Here is a 20,181-nt window from a genome sequence, read left to right as displayed (position 1 = left end):
TAAGTTTCCACCGTTGTAGAGGAAGAACCCCATGGATGTCATTAAAAAGAAACACTGGTGGCAAAGCGACGCACTGAAGTGGTCAGTGATAGGTCTGCTGTGTCTGCTGGTGGGTTACCTTGTTGTTTTAATGTACGTGCAAGGGGAATACCTGTTTGCCATCATGACGCTGATTTTAAGCTCGGTTGGCCTGTATATTTTCGCCAACCGTAAAGCGTACGCCTGGCGCTATGTCTACCCGGGCGTTGCCGGGATGGGGCTGTTTGTCCTCTTTCCGCTGATCTGCACCATCGCGATTGCCTTTACCAACTACAGCAGCACCAACCAGCTCGCGCAGGAGCGTGCCACCCAGGTGCTTCTGGATCGTTCTTACCAGGCGGGTAAAACCTTTAACTTCGGCCTGTATCCCACGGGTGACGAGTGGAAGTTAGCGCTCACTGACGGTGAGAGCGGCAAAACCTATCTTTCCGACGCGTTCAAATTTGGCGGCGAGCAGAAGCTGGCCTTAAAAGAGGCTGCGGCCCTGCCGGAAGGTGAACGTGCGAACCTGCGTATCATTACCCAGAATCGTCAGGCGCTGACCCAGCTCACCGCCGTGCTGCCAGACGAAAGCAAAGTGACCATGAGCTCGCTGCGCCAGTTCTCCGGCACGCAGCCGCTTTATACTCTGGCGGATGACGGCACGCTGACCAACAACCAGAGCGGCGTGAAGTACCGTCCGAACAACGATATCGGTTTCTATCAGTCGGTGAATGCCGACGGCAGCTGGGGCGACGACAAACTCAGCCCGGGCTATACCGTCACCATCGGCTGGGACAACTTCACCCGCGTATTTACCGACGAAGGCATCCAGAAACCCTTCTTCGCCATCTTCGTCTGGACGGTGGTATTCTCGGTGCTGACCGTGATCCTGACCGTGGCCGTGGGCATGGTGCTGGCCTGCCTCGTGCAGTGGGAGTCCCTGAAAGGCAAAGCGATTTACCGCGTGCTGCTGATTCTGCCCTACGCCGTGCCGTCGTTTATCTCGATTCTGATTTTCAAAGGGCTGTTTAACCAGAGCTTCGGTGAAATCAACATGATGCTGAGCGCGCTGTTCGGTATCAAACCGGCCTGGTTCAGCGACCCAACCACCGCCCGCTCGATGATTATCATCGTGAACACCTGGCTCGGTTATCCGTACATGATGATCCTGTGCATGGGGCTGCTGAAGGCTATCCCGGACGATCTGTACGAAGCCTCGGCGATGGACGGCGCGGGTCCGTTCCAGAACTTCTTCAAAATTACCCTGCCGCTGCTCATTAAGCCGCTGACGCCGCTGATGATCGCCAGCTTCGCCTTTAACTTTAACAACTTTGTGCTGATTCAGCTGTTGACCAACGGTGGCCCGGACCGTCTCGGCACCACCACGCCGGCAGGCTATACCGACCTGCTCGTGAGCTACACCTACCGCATCGCCTTCGAGGGCGGCGGCGGTCAGGACTTCGGCCTGGCGGCGGCGATTGCCACCCTGATCTTCCTGCTGGTGGGCGCCCTGGCGATTGTGAACCTGAAAGCCACACGTATGAAATTTGACTAAGGAGGGCACTGAACATGGCAATGGTACAACCCAAATCTCAGAAACTGCGCCTCCTCGCGACGCACTTAGGCCTGCTGATTTTCATCGCGGCGATCATGTTCCCGCTGCTGATGGTTATCGCCATCTCCCTGCGCTCGGGGAACTTCGCCACCGGGAGCCTGATCCCGGACGAAATCTCCTGGGAGCACTGGAAGCTCGCGCTGGGCTTCAGCGTGGAACATGCGGATGGCCGCGTCACGCCGCCGCCGTTCCCGGTGCTGCTGTGGCTATGGAACTCGGTGAAGGTGGCGACCATCACTGCGATCGGCATCGTGACGCTCTCCACCACCTGCGCTTACGCCTTCGCCCGTATGCGTTTCCCGGGCAAAGCGACGCTGCTGAAAGGGATGCTGATTTTCCAGATGTTCCCGGCCGTGCTGTCGCTGGTGGCGTTGTATGCCCTGTTTGACCGTCTTGGGCAGTATGTGCCGTTCATCGGCCTGAACACTCACGGCGGCGTGATCTTCGCTTATCTTGGCGGCATCGCCCTGCACGTGTGGACCATCAAAGGCTATTTCGAAACCATCGACGGTTCGCTGGAAGAAGCGGCGGCGCTGGATGGGGCGACACCGTGGCAGGCGTTCCGTCTGGTGCTGCTGCCGCTGTCGGTGCCGATTCTGGCGGTGGTGTTTATCCTGTCGTTTATCGCCGCCATCACCGAAGTCCCGGTCGCCTCACTGCTACTGCGCGATGTGAACAGCTACACCCTTGCCGTCGGTATGCAGCAGTACCTCAACCCGCAAAACTACCTGTGGGGCGACTTTGCCGCGGCGGCCGTCCTCTCTGCCATCCCGATTACCGTGGTGTTCCTGCTGGCCCAGCGCTGGCTGGTCAACGGCCTGACGGCGGGCGGTGTGAAAGGTTAAGTTTCATTTGTTATGCCACTGCAACCCTCAACTTTAGACGTATTGTATTGAACCAACTTGTGACTGTTATTCGGCGGCCTCCGGGCCGCCATTTTTTTTATTCGCGTTTCAGCCGCTTCGAGTTGCACAGCCAGAGGGTGATCACCAGCAGCAGGATCGCCGCCGAGTAGATCAGCACGTCGAGCGGGGATTTATGATCGACGATGATCAGCCGCACAATGGCGGTGATGCCAATGTAGACAAAATAGCGCAGCGGGAAGTGAAAGCCGGACTGAAAGTACTTCACAATCAGGGCGATAAATTCAAAGTAGAGAAAGTAGACCACCAGGCCTTCCACCAGCGCGTATTTGCTGGTTTGCTCAGGGGCGAACAGCACATCCGCCAGATGCACCGTCTCTTTACCCAGAAAAACGACCAGGATCAGGCCAAGGCTCAGCAGACCGAGGTTCAGCACGGTCTGGAGTATCGTTGAGATAAACTCAACGCGCGGACGCGTCAGGGATGTCATACAGCACCTCATTCTCCAGGGCGAGGTTCCTGTATAACGCAAAAATGTGACGGGGATCTATATTTTTTGTTTATGTTTTGTCCAGATGAACATTCTTGCCGGGCGGCACTGCGTTTGCCCGGCCTACAAAAACACTCTCGTAGACCCGGTAAGCGCAGCGCCACCGGGCAAATAAGCATCAGCGGAAGTTAATGTTCTTATCGCTGGTCATATCATACAGCTGGAATTTACGTCCAAGCTGCTGACCGCCGTCGCGCGTCAGCGGCGTCCAGCCCACTGCCGCACGGCTGCGGGTTGGGCCTGATGAGAACAGATCCAGCGGAATCGACACGTACACCCCTTTGGTGAAGTCCCCTTCCCCGTACTCGTCTGGCGAAACGTTGGTGATGGTGGCATAGCCGCCCACCACCACGCCGCTGTCGAAGTGTTTGGAGATATCCAGCGTACCGCCCTTATCACCCGCCAGATACTGGCCGACGCTGGCTTTCACCAGCACGTCCTGCGCGAACGACGGCGTCCAGTAGGCGGTCAGGTGGCCGGTTTTGACGCTGTAGTCGGTGAACTTCATCATGTCCTGCGCGCTGCGCCAGTCACGCTGTTTCACGTAGTTAGCATCAATCCCAAACGCCCAGTTGCTGTCGACAGGACGATAAAGCACTTCTGCCCCGGCGCCGCCGAACATGGTTTCCAGATAGCCACCGTAAACCTGGCCGTAGAAGCCGTTGCCGAAGTACTGGAAGTAGTTGGCCTGGAGGTTATTCACGTAGATATCGTTCTGCACATATTCGCGAACGCGGGTACGCACGCGCGGCAGTTTTGAATCGTTCGGCGGGTTGGTGTAGTTAAATTTGTCGTAGTTGTTAGCAATGTTGCCGAACAGACTACCGGTGGTCAACAGGTGGTCGGTCACCCACAGATCCGCCGTCGCCATCGCCCCCAGCTGATACATGTAGAAGTTTTCCGGCCCACCCACGGACTGGTTCAGCACCGGATCGATATGGAAATCGAAGCGGGATTTATCGATATACCAGCCCTGCTCGGTGCTCTCTGGCACCACCGGCTCAACGCGTTTTTGTACCAGCTCGGTTTCATGTCCCAGCGGTTCGCCTTCAAGATGACGCTTAAGGCTGGCAACATCGGTTTCGGTTGTGACCTGCGGCAGGTTGAGGCGGTTCTCCGTCACGCGGATCGTGCGGATCCCCTCCGGCAGATCGTTCATGACGATCCGGTTGGCGCGCTCGATCCCTTCGCGGGAGTCGCGGTATTTTACCTGCTCGCCGGTGACGTACAGCGTATCGCCTTTGGTCTGGATCTTTGGATCCGCCAGGCCCGCGTTATATTTCAGCAGCGTCAGCTGATTCGCTACCACGGAGTGCTGAATGATCGCATCCTGCGGCTCCGGCTGATATTTTGGCCGCGGGTTGTCATTGTAGTGCGGCCGCATGTCGTTAAAGTTAGTGCGCAGGGTAAAGCCAAACATTAGGGTATTACCGCGCTCATAGCTGAGGTTAACGTCGGCCCAGTCGGTGACGCGGTAAATGGCGCCGACGTTAAACTTGCTCTTTTGCTCAATTTTCCCGGCGAAGTCCTGCGAGTAGTCGTTTCCTTCGTACTCCAGCTTCAGACGTAACGGCTGCCACGGTGTTTGATACTCCACGCCGCCAAACAGCGAGGCCGGGCCGTGGAACATCTGGTCCCCGTTGATGGAGCCCGCTTTCTGGTAGCTGTTATCGCGGTAGCAGTATTTATCGCTGTAGGTACAGAACGGATTTTTGACGTTGCCGCTGGTGCCGAGATAGCCCCATCCCAGACCGAGTGAGAAATCAAACGGTCCCCAGGCTTTGCTGGCCACGATGTATTCCGCGTCAAACAGGCCGGTCCCGCCGATATCCTTCGCACCAACGGAGACCTGCGGCATCCAGTAGCTCTCTTCCCACAGGCGCAGCTTCACGTCGAAAGCTTTGTCTTTATAAGTCTGGTCGCCGGAGAAGGCATCCACGCTGCTGTACTGTTTTGTACGCACGTCGGTGTAGCGCAGCGTGGTCTCCAGCCAGGGGAACAGCTGCACGGACGCAGAGTAGTAACGGTACTGATCGTTATCGCGATAGTTAAGGCTGATTTCCCCCTCGCGGGCCATACGCGCGGTTGGGGTTTGCAGTAAGCCCACGCCGCCAAAATCGGACTGCGACGGGCCGATGGGTGCCGGATACGTTTCTGCATGACAGGCGGCACTCACGCACAGTGCAAGCATGCTGTAGAGATAGGTTTTTTTCATTATTCCGGTATCCGCTGTATCAGGGAGCGAAGGATATCGGCATTAAGCCCGTCATACGCTTTCGTCCAGAAATGGTCGGCAAAACCGACAAAAATGATGCTGCCTGGCATAGGTTCGATATGGCGTTTATTCCAGTAAGCCACCGGCGCTTTCTGCGTATGCCCGTCCGGATAGACCACCCAGGCATAGCTGTTATCCGCTCCGCTGAGCAGACTTTGCTCGTCGAGATAGCTCGCCACGTCCCGGCCCGGCGTAAACGGCTTTTTGCCAGGGCTGCTGAGAAGCCCCATCACGGTGACGGTGGAAGGTTGAGCCGGAAGCCACAGGGTATAGTCCCCTTCCAGCGACGGATTGCCGTTTTCCGCAACGCGCACCTCATCCGGATCCAGATTCACCTTCTGGCGCCCCGTCACCTTAACCGCCTGAAGCTGTTGACGCAGGCTAGTAATGGCCGCGGCATCGTCGGTATCTTCCTGTTGTGCCAGCCCGCTCAGTCGGGCGAGCAGCGCCTGATGTTTTTGTTCCGCTACGATCGTCGCCTGACGCTCGCTGATCACCGCCCCGGTCCACCAGCTTTTCGCCAGCCTCGGCTGCCCCACCAGATCGAGCAGATGCCCGGCATTGGTTAAGGTTTTAGGTTTTTCGCTGTCCGGGGTGTAGACCTGTACCGTTCCCGCAGACCACGCCAGCGGCGAGGTCAGGCTGGCGAGAAGCGCAATGTGGATGAACATTTTCATGATTTCGCCGCCTTGATCAGGGTGGCCTTCACCGGGAAGAAACCGGCACCGAGATACTGTAAGGACTGGCGGATTTGCCCCTCTTCGTCCACCCAGAAGCGGTTATGCCAGGTGGCCTGATCGGTTGTCACTTCTTCATCCAGCACGCGCACCTGCGTTTCGTCGCTGCCCACTTTGACACTGTCCGTACCGTCCCAGCGGAAGGTGGAGCGGGCCGTGGCGTAGCGCACCTGTTTATGCTCGATCCAGCCCATCGTGCGCGTCCAGCTTGCGCCATCGACGATCTGATTCGGCTTGATGAGCGGATCTTCAGCCAGGTTGTTCACCTCAAGCAGGTTGTCGCCGCCGAGCAACGTTTTCACGATGCGGGAATGCTGCGTCACGATGGTGGCCTGATCCTGCGTCACCCATTTCTGCTGCCCGTTTTCATCGAAAGCGAGCACCACAAACAGTTGCGGACCATCGTTTAGCTGCATGTACTGGCTGGCATACGGCATGTTCTGAAGTTCGTCATCGGTCAGACGCACGCCCGGCGTGCCGAACATGCTGTCCCACAGTGAGTGGCCCAGCCCTTTGGTGGTAGCTGAGCACGCCTGCAACAGCAGGCAAATCAGGATGATTGCAGGTCGCTTCACGACTCTTCTCCGAAGGGGCGAAATAACCACACCGAAGTGTGGTTATGATTAAAACACCCGTTATTACTGGGTGCTGGTCGTCGTAGTGGTCGTGGTTCCGGTATTGGAGCCATCACCGCCACCGGTTGCCGCCAGCGCGACACCCACGGCTGAACTTACGGCGCTGGTGCTGGCTGCGGTAGAACTCCCCGCAGACGCAGACGTCGCTGCCGACCCTGCTGCTTCCCCGACCTGGACCGGAGCTGCATAGACAGACGTCGCCGCAAGCGCAGATATGGCAAAAATGCCATACAGTACTTTCTTCATAACAATTTCCCTTCAATGAATGAATGGAGATTTGCCCGAAAAGAAATTCAGGCGGATTCGAGTATACACAACTAAAGCAGTGGGTTTACCGTGGGGGTAAATAGGGATGAGGTTTTCAGACTAATGGTTAAAAATGGAAGGAAAAAAGAATCAAGGAAATATATAATCACTATAAATCAACAATTTATAATATAAGAACATTAAAATATCACTCCGTATTTTCTTAAAATAAACCTCAGCAATTAACGGGGTTACCGTCTTTTTCGGATTAAACTCAGATTCAGAATTTGAGATAACTAACAGACATCAGGAATTATCCGATAAAAAAATGCCGGCATATCGCCGGCATTGTTCATGACATATTTATTACGCACGCCAGGCTTTATAACGGTTAATCAGACCATTGGTGGAGCTGTCGTGGCTGTCGATCGCTTTATCGTCACCCAGCTCTGGCAGAATGCGGTTTGCCAGCTGTTTGCCCAGCTCAACGCCCCACTGGTCAAAGGTGAAGATGTTCAGAATAGCGCCCTGAGTGAAGATTTTGTGCTCGTAGAGGGCAATCAGCGCACCCAGGCTGAACGGCGTGATTTCGCGCAGCAGAATGGAGTTAGTTGGACGGTTGCCTTCGAACACTTTAAACGGCACAACGTGCTCCAGCGTAGCCGGATCTTTACCCTGGTCAAGGTATTCCTGCTCAACCACCTCGCGGGATTTACCGAACGCCAGCGCTTCGGTCTGGGCGAAGAAGTTAGACAGCAGCTTCGGATGGTGGTCGGACAGTGGGTTGTGCGTAATCGCCGGGGCGATGAAATCGCACGGTACCATTTTGGTACCCTGGTGGATCAGCTGGTAGAACGCGTGCTGGCCGTTGGTGCCCGGCTCGCCCCAGATGATTGGGCCAGTCTGGTAATCCACCGCATTGCCGTTACGGTCAACGTACTTGCCGTTGGATTCCATGTTGCCCTGCTGGAAGTAGGCCGCAAAGCGGTGCATGTACTGGTCGTACGGCAGAATCGCTTCGGTTTCAGCGCCGAAGAAGTTGTTGTACCAGATCCCGATCAGCGCCAGCAGCACCGGCAGGTTTTTCTCAGGCGCGGTGGTGGAGAAGTGTTTGTCCATCGCGTGCGCACCGGAGAGCAGTTCAACGAAGTTGTCGAAGCCCACGGACAGGATGATGGACAGACCGATCGCAGACCACAGTGAGTAGCGGCCGCCCACCCAGTCCCAGAACTCAAACATGTTCGCGGTATCAATACCGAACTCACCCACCGCTTTACCGTTGGTGGACAGCGCCGCAAAGTGTTTCGCCACGTGCTTTTCGTCGCCCGCGGTTTTCAGGAACCAGTCGCGCGCGCTGTGGGCGTTGGTCATGGTTTCCTGAGTGGTGAAGGTTTTAGACGCCACCAGGAACAGCGTGGTTTCCGGGTTCACCTTTTTCAGCACTTCAGCGATGTGAGTCCCATCGACGTTGGACACGAAATGCATGTTGAGGTGGTTTTTGTACGGGCGCAGCGCCTCGGTCACCATGAACGGGCCGAGGTCAGAGCCGCCGATACCGATGTTTACGACGTCGGTGATCGCTTTGCCGGTGTAGCCTTTCCAGCTACCTGAGATGATCGCTTCAGAGAAGGTTTTCATCTTTTCCAGCACCGCGTTCACTTCCGGCATCACATCTTTGCCGTCTACGATAATTGGCGTATTGCTACGGTTACGCAGGGCCACGTGCAGGACGGCACGGTCTTCGGTGCGGTTGATTTTCTCACCGGAGAACATGGATTTGATGGCATCTGCCAGCTCAGTCTCTTTCGCCAGATCTTGCAGCTTCGCCAGCGTCTCTTCGGTGATACGGTTCTTGGAGAAATCCACCAGCATCAGGTCATCGAAGGTGGCGGAAAACTTGCTGAAACGATCGGCATCTTTCGCGAACAGATCCGCGATAGTGACGTCTTTCATTTCATCAAAATGTTTCTGTAGTGCCTGCCATGCAGCGGTCTGCGTTGGGTTGATGTTTTTCATAGCAATACTCTTCTGATTTGAGAATTGTGACTGCGGTCGATTGTAGCGCCTGCAAATAAAAATTGTGATGGTTTTTATGCCATTGCCCTGGTCTGCATCAAACGCAGGTGAAAAGACCCGAAAAGTATAGCTGCTGTCGCGCCCTTCCGGCGTGGCGAAATGTTGGTCAAAAAGGGGGAAAAAGGAGCATAAAATATGGGCCTGTTATAAGTCCTGTTTCTGAGGGGTACCCCCCCATGAAAAATCCGCATAATCCCAGCATTGACAGGACCTCCCCCGCATTTTATTTATAGGGCCGTATTTTGCGCCTGCACCTGTTCTCGCTTCATTCTTGTGCCAAGGTCGCTCTATTCATTCCCTGACACGAGGTTGTTATGACGAGTTTTGTGGTCGCCAAGTTTGGCGGCACCAGTGTGGCAGACTACGATGCCATGAACCGCAGCGCCGATGTGGTGCTGGCCGATCCGAATACCCGCCTGGTGGTGCTTTCCGCCTCAGCCGGCGTGACGAACCTGCTGGTTTCCCTGTCTGAAGGACTGGAAGCGACCGAGCGTTTCGTGAAGCTGGATGCACTGCGCAAAATTCAGTTCGACATTCTCGAGCGTCTGCAAAACCCGAACGTCATTCGTGAGGAAGTGGAACGCCTGCTGGAAAATATCACCACCCTGGCAGAAGCCGCGTCGCTGGCCACCTCCAGCGCACTGACCGATGAACTGGTCAGCCACGGCGAACTGATGTCCACACTGCTGTTCGTTGAGATCATGCGCGAGCGCAATATTCAGGCGCAGTGGTTCGACGTGCGTAAAGTGATGCGCACCAGCGACCGCTTTGGCCGCGCCGAGCCGGACGTGGAAGCCCTGGCTGAGCTGACTAACCAGCAGCTTGCCCCGCGTCTGGATGAAGGCATAGTGATCACCCAGGGCTTTATCGGCAGCGAAGCCAAAGGGCGCACAACCACGCTGGGCCGTGGCGGCAGCGACTACACCGCCGCCCTGCTGGGTGAAGCCCTGCACGCCACCCGCGTGGATATCTGGACGGACGTGCCGGGTATCTACACCACCGACCCGCGCGTGGTCTCTGCGGCAAAACGTATTGACGTGATCGCCTTTGAAGAAGCGGCTGAAATGGCGACTTTCGGCGCGAAAGTGCTGCACCCGGCCACGCTGCTGCCCGCCGTGCGCAGCGACATTCCGGTCTTCGTTGGCTCCAGTAAAGATCCAAAGGCGGGCGGGACGCTGGTCTGCAAGAAAACCGAGAACCCACCGCTGTTCCGCGCGCTGGCCCTGCGTCGTAAGCAGACGCTGGTTACCCTGCACAGCCATAATATGCTGCACTCCCGTGGATTTCTGGCGGAAGTGTTTGGCATCCTGGCGCGCCACAATATCTCCGTGGACCTGATCACCACGTCAGAAGTCAGCATCGCGCTGACGCTCGACACCACCGGCTCCACCTCTACCGGCGACACCCTGCTGACGCAGTCGTTGCTGATTGAGCTTTCCGAGTTGTGCCGCGTGGAGGTGGAAGAAGATCTGGCGCTGGTGGCCATCATCGGTAATAAGCTGTCGCGCGCGTGCGGCGTGGGCAAAGAGGTGTTCGGCGTGCTCGACCCGTTCAATATCCGCATGATTTGCTACGGCGCGTCCAGCTACAACCTCTGCTTCCTGGTCCCTGCCGATCAGGCCGAGCAGGTCGTGCAGAAACTTCATCAGAATTTGTTTGAATAAAATTCGTTAGCACGATAAACAATATCAATAAGCCGGGCACAGACCCGGCTTTTTTATAACAAAACAACACGACAATACTGCAAGGAATTCACTATGCTCTCCGCTATCACCCGGCTGTTCCCGTTATGGGCGCTGCTGCTCTCTGTACTCGCGTATTACACTCCTGCCACGTTCACGGGCATTGGTCCGTGGGTCACCACGCTGCTGATGCTGATTATGTTCGGCATGGGCGTGCATCTGAAAATTGACGATTTCAAACGCGTGCTGTCTCGCCCGGCACCGGTTGCCGCAGGGATTTTCCTGCACTACCTGGTGATGCCGCTCGCGGCCTGGTTGCTGGCGATGGCCTTTAAGATGCCGCCCGACCTTTCCGCCGGGATGGTGCTGGTGGGGAGCGTAGCCAGCGGTACGGCATCTAACGTCATGATCTATCTGGCGAAAGGCGACGTGGCGCTCTCCGTCACCATCTCGTCCGTTTCCACGCTGGTGGGCGTGATTGCCACGCCGCTGTTAACCCGCCTGTATGTGGACGCGCATATCCAGGTGGACGTGATGGGCATGCTGCTCAGCATCCTGCAAATCGTGGTGATCCCGATTGCGCTGGGGCTGGTGATCCACCATCTCTTCCCGCGGGTGGTGAAAGCGGTTGAGCCGTATCTGCCCGCGTTTTCGATGGTCTGCATTCTGGCCATTATCAGCGCCGTGGTAGCCGGTTCCGCATCGCACATTGCTTCGGTGGGCTTTGTGGTGATCGTCGCGGTTGTGCTGCATAACACTATTGGTCTGCTGGGCGGTTACTGGGGCGGAAAGCTGTTTGGCTTTGACGAATCCACCTGCCGCACGCTGGCGATCGAAGTGGGGATGCAGAACTCCGGCCTGGCAGCGGCGCTGGGTAAAATTTACTTCTCACCGCTGGCAGCGCTACCGGGGGCGCTGTTCTCTGTCTGGCACAACCTGTCCGGTTCGCTGTTAGCTGGATACTGGTCCGGTAAGCCGATTGATGACCAACCGAAAAAAGATGCGGTGAAACAGGGTTAATTGACCCGGCTTGCTTTACACTGAAGCCTCCCCATCAGGAGGCTTCAGCAATGGCTACACCACGTTTGACCCAGAAAGACATGACCGAAGCCGAGCAGCGCGAACTGAAAACGCTTCTCGACCGCGCCCGCATCACGCATGGCCGCACGCTGACGAACGCCGAAACCAATCAGGTTAAAAAAGAGTACATCGATAAACTGATGGCGCAACGTGATGCTGCGGCGAAAAAAGCCCGCAAGCTGAAAAAAGAGCAGGCTTATAAACCTGATGCAGAGGCAACCTTCTCTTGGTCCGCCAGCACATCAACCCGTGGAAGGCGCTAATCAGCGCCCTTTCTTTTTGCGCCCCGGCTGGGTAAAGCGTTTTCCGTTGCCCGGCTTGCCTCGCCCTTTCTCTTCCGCCTGCGGCGCCTTCACCACCGGACGCTTAATCGCCTGCGTTTTCGGTTTGGCTTTAGCTTTCGGCTTCGCTTCGGACGAGGAGTTCTCGATAAGTTTGAACAGCTCGATCAGCTCGTCATCCGTTAAGTCACGCCACTCGCCCAGCGGGATCCCGGACAGGCTGACGTTCATGATGCGCGTGCGTTCCAGCTTCGTCACTTCATAACCGAAGTACTCGCACATGCGGCGGATCTGGCGGTTCAGGCCCTGCACCAGCGTGATACGAAACGCAAACGGCGCCTCTTTTCTGACTTTACACTTCTTCGTCACGGTGCCCAGAATCGGCACGCCTGCGCCCATTCCCCGGATGAACTCGTCCGTGACCGGCTTGTTCACCGTAACAATGTACTCTTTCTCGTGGTCGTTACCGGCACGCAGAATTTTATTCACCAGATCGCCGTGATTAGTCAGGAAAATTAACCCCTGAGAGTCCTTATCCAGGCGACCAATCGGGAAAATACGGCTGCTGTGGTTCACGAAATCAACGATGTTGTCCCGTTCACCGTCTTCCGTGGTGCTGACAATCCCAACCGGTTTATTCAACGCGATAAACACCAGGTCTTCAGCATCACGCGGTTCGATGACCTGACCATTCACTTTCACCACATCGCCAGGCACTACCTGATCGCCAATGGTGGCGCGTTTGCCGTTAAGAAACACGTTACCCTGTTCAATGTAACGGTCAGCCTCGCGACGTGAGCAGATCCCGCTCTCGCTAATGTATTTGTTTAATCGGGTTGATTGAGTTGGCAGCATAGTTTCTCCTGTGAAGGGCGAAATATACCTTAGGTTTGGGCTGGAAAAAAAGATTAGCCGACGGTTACTGAGACGGTTTTTTTAGTTTGCGAGACGCTTTCAGGATTTAGCGTCAGGCTATTTATCCTTGAGCTAACTCCTTTTAGCTTTACTCTCCAGAGACAATTGCTTGTAGTTTATAAATCACAGGGAGTAATATGAAGGAGATCGTTCAGACAGAATCCTTCCGACGCTGGGAGCAAAATTTAAAGGACAGGCGGGCAAAGACGATTATCGCTTCCCGCCTCTTTAGGCTGGCAAATGGCTTAGCGGGCGACATTAGACCCGTGGGGGAAGGTATCAGTGAACTGAGGATCCACTTTGGCCCGGGCTACAGAGTCTATTTTAAGGACCAGGGCAATTGCATCATCGTGCTGTTATGTGGTGGTGACAAAAGCAGCCAGGCCAGAGACATACTTATGGCAAAAATGCTGAGCAATGTATCCCAATGGCAGGAGTGAATGAGCATGCATAAATTAACACCCTACGATCCAGCCAACGCACTGGTGGATGACGAGGAAATCGCTGTGTTTATGGCTGATGCATTAGAGACGGGTGACTCAGCGTACATTGCTGAAGCGCTGGGCGTCATCGCCCGAGCGAAAGGGATGTCGACCATTTCCCAGCAAACGGGCCTGTCACGAGAACAACTGTATCGATCATTCAGTGATAAGGGGAACCCAACGCTCAAAACCACGCTGGCGGTCATGAAAGCATTGGGCCTTGGGTTAACAATCAAACCCTCTGGGGATTAATACTCATCCCGCTCGTCGTCTTCATCCGGCTGCTCCATCACGCTATAGGCCACCGCACAGAACAACGAGTTGAGACGCTTCATATCCCCCAGCAGCCCCAGGTGCAGGGAGCTGGTCTCGATACTCTGCACGTTCTGCTGGTGCAGACGCTCAACGTGGGCGTGTGAGTAGCGGCGATTAAGGATGCGGAAACGATGCTTATTGCGGCGCAGGCGGCGCGCGCTCGGCACGTCGCTGGAGAAGAAGACCGACATCGCCAGCTTCAGGTTGCTGACCAGCTGTTCGTGCAGCGCTTCCAGCTCTTTCAGCCCTTCAACAGAAAACGCCCGGCGTGCGGCCAGGGATTTGTCTGCGATTTCACTGCCCATACGCTCGACAATATCCGAAGCCTGCTCCAGGTTAAGCGACATCTCGATGATTTCCGCCCAGCGGCGCGACTCCTCTTCCGCCAGCTCGTCCTGGGGGATCCGCGCCAGATAGAGCTTGATGGCGGTATACAGCACGTTGATATCGTCCGCCAGCCTGCGCAGCTCTTTTTCTTCGCGCGGCTCGCCGTGCATCACCTTTTGCAGCCCTTCCAGCATGGTTTCCATCGCGTCGCCCATGCGCAGCGTTTCGCGGGCGGCATTGGCGATTGCCAGCGCAGGAGTATCCAGCACCGAGGTGTCCAGATGCTTCGGTTTAAGGCGCGCGTCCAGCTCCGGTTCATCACGAATAAGCCGCTCGCAGAAGCGGGCCATCGGCGCGGCAAACGGCACCATCGCCAGACAGCGCACCAGGTTGTAGAAGACGTGGAAGTAGATCACCAGCTCCGCTTTCGGCAGAGAGAGATTATCCATCAGGTTCGCCAGCGGGTGCACAAACGGCAGAATGATCAGGCTACCCACCAGCTTAAACAGTAAACTCCCCAGCGCCACCCGGCGGGCGGCAGCGTTGGCGGCGCTGTTGTTGAGCATCGCCAGCAGGCCAGAGCCGAGGTTGGCACCGATCACCAGGCACAGCGCCACCGGGAAGGAAATTACCCCTGCGGCGGTTAAGGTCGCCGTCAGCAGGACCGCTGCCAGGCTGGAGTAGCTGACGATGGCGAATACCGCGCCGATCAGCGCATCCAGCATAATATCGCCGGTTAACGAGGCGAAGATGACCTGCACACCGTTGGCCTGGGTGATCGGCGTGACAGCCTGCACAATCAGCTCCAGTGCCAGCAGGATCAGCCCGAGGCCAATACCGACGCGGCCAAGCTGCCCGGCACGGCTTTGCTTACGGCCGAGGAAAAAAATGACGCCGATAAAAATCAGTAGTGGCGACAGCCAGGAGAGATCGAATGTCAGGATACGCGCCATCAGCGCGGTACCGACGTCGGCGCCAAGGACAATCACCAGCGCCGGGGCGAGCGCCACCAGATCCTGCGCCACGAACGAGGTGACGAGCATGGTGGTGGCGTTGCTGCTTTGCACCAGCGCCGTGACGCCAATACCCGCGCAGAAGGCGAGCGGCTTCTTCTCAACGCTGCCGCTGAGAACGGTACGTAAACGTGCGCCAAACACGCGCATCACACCGGTACGAACGATATGGGTGCCCCATACCAGCAGTGCGACTGCGGAGAGCAGGTGTAACAACGTCAACACGGTAGGCATTCCTCCTTATCGTTATTCGTTTTCCTGAGGTTCAGTATAAGGGTTTAAACGTAAGAAAGAGACAAGGCACCATAGCGGTGCCCTGTTTGTTGTAAGGAAAAGTGACGTTAGTCTGCGTCGTAGCCCAAATTCGGCGCCAGCCAGCGTTCCACCTCTGACACGCTCATGCCTTTACGCAGGGCGTAATCCTCAATCTGATCGCGCTGAAGCTGTGCCACGGCGAAGTACTTGCTGTCCGGGTGGCTGAAATACCAGCCGGAAACGGACGCGCCCGGCCACATGGCGAACGACTCGGTGAGCTTCATGCCAGTATGCGCTTCGACGTCCAGCAACTTCCAGATAGTGCCCTTTTCTGTGTGTTCCGGGCAGGCCGGATACCCCGGCGCCGGACGAATGCCCTGGTAGTTTTCGCGGATCAGCTCCTCGTTGCTGAGATTCTCATTCGCCGCGTAGCCCCAGTAAACCTTACGTACGCGCTCGTGGAGGTACTCTGCAAAGGCTTCCGCCAGACGGTCGGCGATCGCTTTCACCATGATTTTGTTGTAATCATCGTGCTGCGCGTCGTACGCATCCGCCAGCGCGTCTTCTTCCAGACCGCCGGTTACGGCGAACGCGCCGATATAGTCGGCTTTACCGGAGAGTTTCGGTGCGACGAAATCCGCCAGGCAGTAGTTGGCAAAGCCCACTTTCTCGGTTTGCTGGCGCAGGTGGTGGCTCACGGCCAGCACGTGGGTGCGGGTTTCATCGCGGTAGATTTCCACATCGTCGCCCACGCGGTTCGCCGGGAACAGCCCCACCACGCCGCGCGGGTTGAGGGCTTTCTCTGCGCTCAGCCTGTCGAGCATGTCGTTAGCATCTTTAAACAGGCGCTTCGCCTCTTCGCCCACCACCTCATCTTCAAGAATGCGCGGATATTTGCCCGCCAGCGACCAGGTCATGAAGAACGGCGTCCAGTCGATGTAGTTACGCAGCGTTTCGATGCTGGCCGTCACGTCCTGCACGCCCAGACGGTGTGCGACCGGCGGCGTATAGCTGGACCAGTCGAACGCCAGATCGTTATCGCGCGCCGCCTGAAGCGAAACCGGCGGCGTGCGCGGTTTCTTACGTCCATGCTGAATGCGGACGGTTTCATACTCTTTGCGGGTGCGGGCGACAAAGTCATCGCGCTGGGTGTCGGACAGCAGCGCGGAGACCACGCCCACGGTGCGCGAGGCGTTTTGAACATACACCGTCGGCCCACTGTAGTTCTGCTCGATTTTCACCGCCGTGTGGGCTTTCGAGGTGGTTGCCCCGCCAATCAGCAGCGGAATGGTAAAGCCCTGGCGCTCCATCTCTTTTGCCACGTTGACCATTTCGTCAAGCGAAGGCGTAATCAGCCCGGAAAGACCAATCAGATCCGCATTCACTTCGCGCGCGGTCCTGAGGATTTTATCCGCCGGGACCATCACGCCAAGATCGATAATTTCGTAGTTATTACACTGCAACACCACGCCAACGATGTTTTTGCCGATGTCGTGTACGTCGCCCTTCACGGTGGCGATGACCATTTTACCGTTACTGGAGCCCTTCTCTTTGCTGGCTTCGATAAAGGGTTCCAGATACGCCACCGCCTGCTTCATGACGCGGGCGGATTTCACCACCTGCGGCAGGAACATTTTGCCCTCGCCGAACAGATCGCCGACCACGTTCATACCGTCCATCAGCGGCCCTTCGATCACTTCAATCGGACGGGCGGCCTGCTGACGCGCTTCCTCGGTATCCTGCTCGATAAACTCGGTAATGCCTTTTACCAGCGAGTATTCCAGACGCTTATTCACATCCCAGGAGCGCCATTCGGCCTGTTGAACGTTGGCTGATTCGTCAGATTTACTGCCGCGGTATTTTTCCGCCAGATCCAGCATGCGTTCGGTGGCGTCGTCACGACGATTGAGGATCACGTCTTCTACGGCGTCGCGCAGCTCGGCTGGCAGATCGTCGTAAATTGCCAGCTGGCCGGCGTTGACGATCCCCATGTCCATCCCGTTGCGGATGGCGTAGTAGAGGAATACGGCGTGGATCGCCTCACGCACCGGGTCGTTGCCGCGGAACGAGAACGACACGTTTGACACGCCGCCGGAGATCAGCGCATGCGGTAGCTCGCGTTTAATGTCTTCACACGCGCCGATAAAGTCCTGGGCGTAGTTGTTGTGCTCTTCGATGCCGGTCGCGACGGCGAAGATGTTCGGGTCGAAGATAATGTCTTCCGGCGGGAAGCCCACCTCTTCGGTCAAAATTTTGTACGCGCGGCGGCAAATCTCAATCTTGCGCTCGCGGGTATCGGCCTGGCCCACTTCATCGAAGGCCATCACCACCACGGCGGCTCCGTAGCGACGGACCAGCTTCGCGTGGTGGATAAAGGTATCGACGCCCTCTTTCATCGAGATGGAGTTAACGATGCCTTTGCCCTGAATGCACTTCAGCCCTTTTTCGATGACTTCCCATTTGGAAGAGTCAATCATGATCGGCACGCGGGCGATATCCGGCTCACCGGCAATCAGGTTGAGGAAACGCACCATTGCCGCTTCGGCATCAAGCATCCCCTCGTCCATGTTGATATCGATGATCTGCGCGCCGCTTTCTACCTGCTGGCGGGCAACGTCCAGCGCTTCGCTGTACTTCTCTTCTTTGATCAGGCGCTTGAACTTCGCAGAACCGGTAACGTTAGTACGTTCACCCACGTTCACAAACAGGCTGTCGTCGCCGATGGTCAATGGCTCCAGGCCGGACAAACGACAGGCTACCGGAAGCTCGGGTAGCTTGCGCGGTGCAAGCTCGGCGACGGCGCGGCTCATGGCGGCGATATGCTCAGGCGTGGTGCCGCAGCAGCCGCCGACGATGTTGAGGAAACCAGATTCGGCCCATTCGCGGATTTGCGCCGCCATGGTGTCGGCATCCAGATCGTACTCACCAAACGCGTTCGGCAGACCGGCGTTCGGGTGGGCGGTGACGTAGCACTCTGCGATGCGCGAAAGCTCCTGCACGTACTGGCGCAGCTCGTCCGGCCCCAGCGCGCAGTTCAGGCCGAAGGAGAGCGCTTCGGCGTGGCGCAGGGAGTTATAAAACGCTTCGGTTGTCTGGCCGGACAGTGTACGGCCAGAAGCGTCAGTGATGGTGCCGGAAATCATGATCGGCAGGTCAACGCCCAGCGCCTCGAACTCCTCTTTCACCGCGTAAATTGCCGCTTTGGCGTTGAGGGTGTCGAATACGGTTTCAATCAGGATCAGATCGGAACCGCCTTCCACCAGCGCTTTAGTGGACTCACGATACGCGGCCACCAGCTGGTCAAAGGTGATGTTCCGAAACGCCGGGTCGTTGACGTCCGGAGAAATCGACGCGGTGCGGTTGGTTGGGCCCAGCACCCCGGCTACGTAGCGCGGCTTGTCCGGCGTACGGGCCGTCCATTCGTCGGCGCAGGCGCGCGCCAGCTTCGCCGCTTCAAAGTTGATCTCCGCCGACAGGGATTCCATCTGGTAATCCGCCATGGCGATGGTTGTCGAGTTGAAGGTGTTGGTTTCAACAATATCCGCACCCGCTTCGAAGTAAGCGTTGTGGATATCCCTGATAACAGACGGTTTGCTTAACACCAGCAGGTCATTGTTCCCTTTCAGGTCACAAGGCCAGTCGGCAAAGCGCTCGCCGCGGAAATCGTCTTCACTCAGACGATAGCCCTGGATCATGGTGCCCATGCCGCCGTCCAGCACCAGAATTCGTTCATTTAACTGCGCACGCAGTTGCTCTACTTTGCTGCTCACACTTGCTCCCGACAACGCTCAACAAGGCCAAAAGGCTGCGTTCCATACTGGCATAATCTCGCAGGGTCGAAAAGTCACACAGCGGTAACATGAGACATGTTCACTATCACTCCTCCGATCAGTCAGGAAAGCGGTTGCAAAACCACCAAATAAAACGAAAATGATTTCCACGATACAGAAAAAGGAGTTCGTCATGGTTACGACCGTTCCCGCCAAACGCGGCAGAAAACCTGCTGCAACCACCGCTGCACAACCTGGCGGACAGGTTCAATCCCTGACGCGCGGCCTGAAGCTGCTGGAATGGATAGCCGAATCGCATGGTAGCGTGGCCCTGACGGAGCTGGCGCAGCAGGCTGGCCTGCCGAACTCCACCACGCACCGTCTGCTGACCACCATGCAGCAGCTGGGCTTCGTGCGTCAGGTGGGCGAGCTGGGGCACTGGGCGGTGGGGGCGCATGCGTTTATTGTCGGCAGCAGCTTCCTGCAAAGCCGCAACCTGCTGGCGATTGTCCACCCGATTCTGCGCAAGCTGATGGAGGAGTCCGGCGAGACGGTAAACCTGGCCGTGCTGGATCAGAGCGATCACCAGGCGATTATCATCGACCAGGTGCAGTGTACGCAGCTGATGCGCATGTCCGCGCCGATTGGCGGCAAGTTGCCGATGCACGCCTCTGGCGCAGGGAAAGCGTTTCTCTCGCAGCTGAGCGAAGAGCAGGTAACGGGGCTGCTGCACCGTAAAGGACTGCACGCCTATACCCACGCCACGCTGGTGTCGCCGGTGCATCTGAAAGAAGATCTGGCTCTGACCCGCAAGCGCGGCTATTCGTTTGATGACGAAGAACATGCCCTCGGGCTGCGCTGCCTCGCGTCCTGCATTTTTGACGAGCACCGCGAGCCGTTTGCCGCCATCTCCATCTCCGGGCCGATTTCACGTATGACCGACGACCGCGTCACCGAGCTGGGCGCGATGGTGATTAAGGCCGCGAAAGAGGTGACGCTGGCATATGGTGGGATTCGTTAAACGTGCATTGCCGCCTGATGCC

17 protein-coding genes are annotated in these 20,181 nt (G+C 56.8%); 8 read left to right on the top strand and 9 right to left on the bottom strand.

The features are described 5' to 3' along the window. Window positions 1-31 precede the first annotated feature (31 nt). The gene (gene malF, locus ACQG1Y_RS01500) at window positions 32-1,576 is read left to right on the top strand and encodes a maltose ABC transporter permease MalF (protein WP_017694723.1); all 1,545 of its coding nucleotides are present in this window, start codon (window positions 32-34) and stop codon (window positions 1,574-1,576) included. A 14-nt stretch (window positions 1,577-1,590) separates the two neighbouring features. Continuing rightward, a complete protein-coding gene (gene malG, locus ACQG1Y_RS01495) occupies window positions 1,591-2,481 on the top strand; it encodes a maltose ABC transporter permease MalG (protein ID WP_003860332.1) in 891 nt (296 codons plus the stop codon). A 97-nt stretch (window positions 2,482-2,578) separates the two neighbouring features. Here the strand turns inward: malG and psiE are convergent, their stop codons facing one another. The 6 genes from psiE to pgi all read right to left on the bottom strand — a co-directional run bounded on the left by psiE (window position 2,579) and on the right by pgi (window position 8,958). Continuing rightward, window positions 2,579-2,989: a phosphate-starvation-inducible protein PsiE gene (psiE, locus tag ACQG1Y_RS01490; RefSeq protein WP_000202963.1), complete on the bottom strand. Its 411-nt coding sequence runs from the start codon at window positions 2,987-2,989 to the stop codon at window positions 2,579-2,581. Between the two features lie 178 nt (window positions 2,990-3,167). Continuing rightward, the gene (locus tag ACQG1Y_RS01485; RefSeq protein WP_032103673.1) at window positions 3,168-5,264 is read right to left on the bottom strand and encodes a YjbH domain-containing protein; all 2,097 of its coding nucleotides are present in this window, start codon (window positions 5,262-5,264) and stop codon (window positions 3,168-3,170) included. Beyond that, window positions 5,264-6,001 (bottom strand): capsule biosynthesis GfcC D2 domain-containing protein, encoded by a 738-nt coding sequence (locus tag ACQG1Y_RS01480; RefSeq protein WP_015570167.1) that lies wholly within the window; start codon window positions 5,999-6,001, stop codon window positions 5,264-5,266. Before ACQG1Y_RS01480 ends, ACQG1Y_RS01485 begins: the two co-directional genes overlap by 1 nt. Then, window positions 5,998-6,636, bottom strand: a complete 639-nt coding sequence (locus tag ACQG1Y_RS01475) for a YjbF family lipoprotein (protein WP_368740770.1) — start codon at window positions 6,634-6,636, stop codon at window positions 5,998-6,000. Before ACQG1Y_RS01475 ends, ACQG1Y_RS01480 begins: the two co-directional genes overlap by 4 nt. A 63-nt stretch (window positions 6,637-6,699) precedes the next feature. After that, entirely contained in the window at window positions 6,700-6,942 is a 243-nt protein-coding gene (yjbE, locus tag ACQG1Y_RS01470) for an exopolysaccharide production protein YjbE (protein ID WP_003860341.1), read from the bottom strand. Between the two features lie 366 nt (window positions 6,943-7,308). Next, complete coding sequence (gene pgi, locus ACQG1Y_RS01465) at window positions 7,309-8,958, bottom strand: glucose-6-phosphate isomerase (RefSeq protein ID WP_165731023.1); 1,650 nt, start codon at window positions 8,956-8,958, stop codon at window positions 7,309-7,311. Between the two features lie 374 nt (window positions 8,959-9,332). On the opposite strand from pgi, the gene lysC reads away from it, so the two are divergent. The 3 genes from lysC to ACQG1Y_RS01450 all read left to right on the top strand — a co-directional run bounded on the left by lysC (window position 9,333) and on the right by ACQG1Y_RS01450 (window position 12,043). Beyond that, window positions 9,333-10,682, top strand: coding sequence for a lysine-sensitive aspartokinase 3 (gene lysC, locus ACQG1Y_RS01460; RefSeq protein ID WP_006810501.1), 1,350 nt, complete (start codon window positions 9,333-9,335; stop codon window positions 10,680-10,682). A gap of 93 nt (window positions 10,683-10,775) precedes the next feature. Further along, on the top strand, window positions 10,776-11,720 hold the full coding sequence (panS, locus tag ACQG1Y_RS01455) for a ketopantoate/pantoate/pantothenate transporter PanS (protein WP_015570166.1): 945 nt from the start codon (window positions 10,776-10,778) through the stop codon (window positions 11,718-11,720). Between the two features lie 50 nt (window positions 11,721-11,770). Beyond that, complete coding sequence (locus ACQG1Y_RS01450) at window positions 11,771-12,043, top strand: DUF3811 domain-containing protein (RefSeq protein WP_032668823.1); 273 nt, start codon at window positions 11,771-11,773, stop codon at window positions 12,041-12,043. Here ACQG1Y_RS01450 and rluF read toward each other — a convergent pair whose 3' ends face one another. After that, window positions 12,044-12,916, bottom strand: coding sequence for a 23S rRNA pseudouridine(2604) synthase RluF (gene rluF, locus ACQG1Y_RS01445; protein WP_003860347.1), 873 nt, complete (start codon window positions 12,914-12,916; stop codon window positions 12,044-12,046). 197 nt (window positions 12,917-13,113) lie between these two features. Here rluF and ACQG1Y_RS01440 point away from each other — a divergent pair, with 197 nt between their 5' ends. Further along, window positions 13,114-13,416: a type II toxin-antitoxin system RelE/ParE family toxin gene (locus ACQG1Y_RS01440; protein WP_023315213.1), complete on the top strand. Its 303-nt coding sequence runs from the start codon at window positions 13,114-13,116 to the stop codon at window positions 13,414-13,416. A 6-nt stretch (window positions 13,417-13,422) separates the two neighbouring features. After that, complete coding sequence (locus ACQG1Y_RS01435; protein ID WP_032672198.1) at window positions 13,423-13,710, top strand: addiction module antidote protein; 288 nt, start codon at window positions 13,423-13,425, stop codon at window positions 13,708-13,710. On the opposite strand, the gene ACQG1Y_RS01430 is transcribed toward ACQG1Y_RS01435, so the two are convergent. Both ACQG1Y_RS01430 and metH read right to left on the bottom strand, forming a co-directional pair. Further along, window positions 13,707-15,338 carry a Na/Pi cotransporter family protein gene (locus tag ACQG1Y_RS01430; protein ID WP_003860350.1) on the bottom strand — a complete coding sequence of 544 codons (1,632 nt, stop codon included), beginning with the start codon at window positions 15,336-15,338 and terminating at the stop codon, window positions 13,707-13,709. The two genes, ACQG1Y_RS01435 and ACQG1Y_RS01430, sit on opposite strands and share 4 nt — an antisense overlap. Before the next feature lie 116 nt (window positions 15,339-15,454). Then, the gene (metH, locus tag ACQG1Y_RS01425) at window positions 15,455-19,138 is read right to left on the bottom strand and encodes a methionine synthase (protein WP_368740769.1); all 3,684 of its coding nucleotides are present in this window, start codon (window positions 19,136-19,138) and stop codon (window positions 15,455-15,457) included. A gap of 193 nt (window positions 19,139-19,331) precedes the next feature. On the opposite strand from metH, the gene iclR reads away from it, so the two are divergent. Next, window positions 19,332-20,159 (top strand): glyoxylate bypass operon transcriptional repressor IclR, encoded by an 828-nt coding sequence (iclR, locus tag ACQG1Y_RS01420; RefSeq protein ID WP_003860353.1) that lies wholly within the window; start codon window positions 19,332-19,334, stop codon window positions 20,157-20,159. Window positions 20,160-20,181 lie beyond the last annotated feature (22 nt).

It is taken from the genome of Enterobacter cloacae complex sp. 397G4 (assembly GCF_050031515.1).
In the GTDB taxonomy this organism is placed as follows: domain Bacteria; phylum Pseudomonadota; class Gammaproteobacteria; order Enterobacterales; family Enterobacteriaceae; genus Enterobacter; species Enterobacter hormaechei_C.
This window is presented reverse-complemented; position numbering and strand designations above follow the sequence as displayed.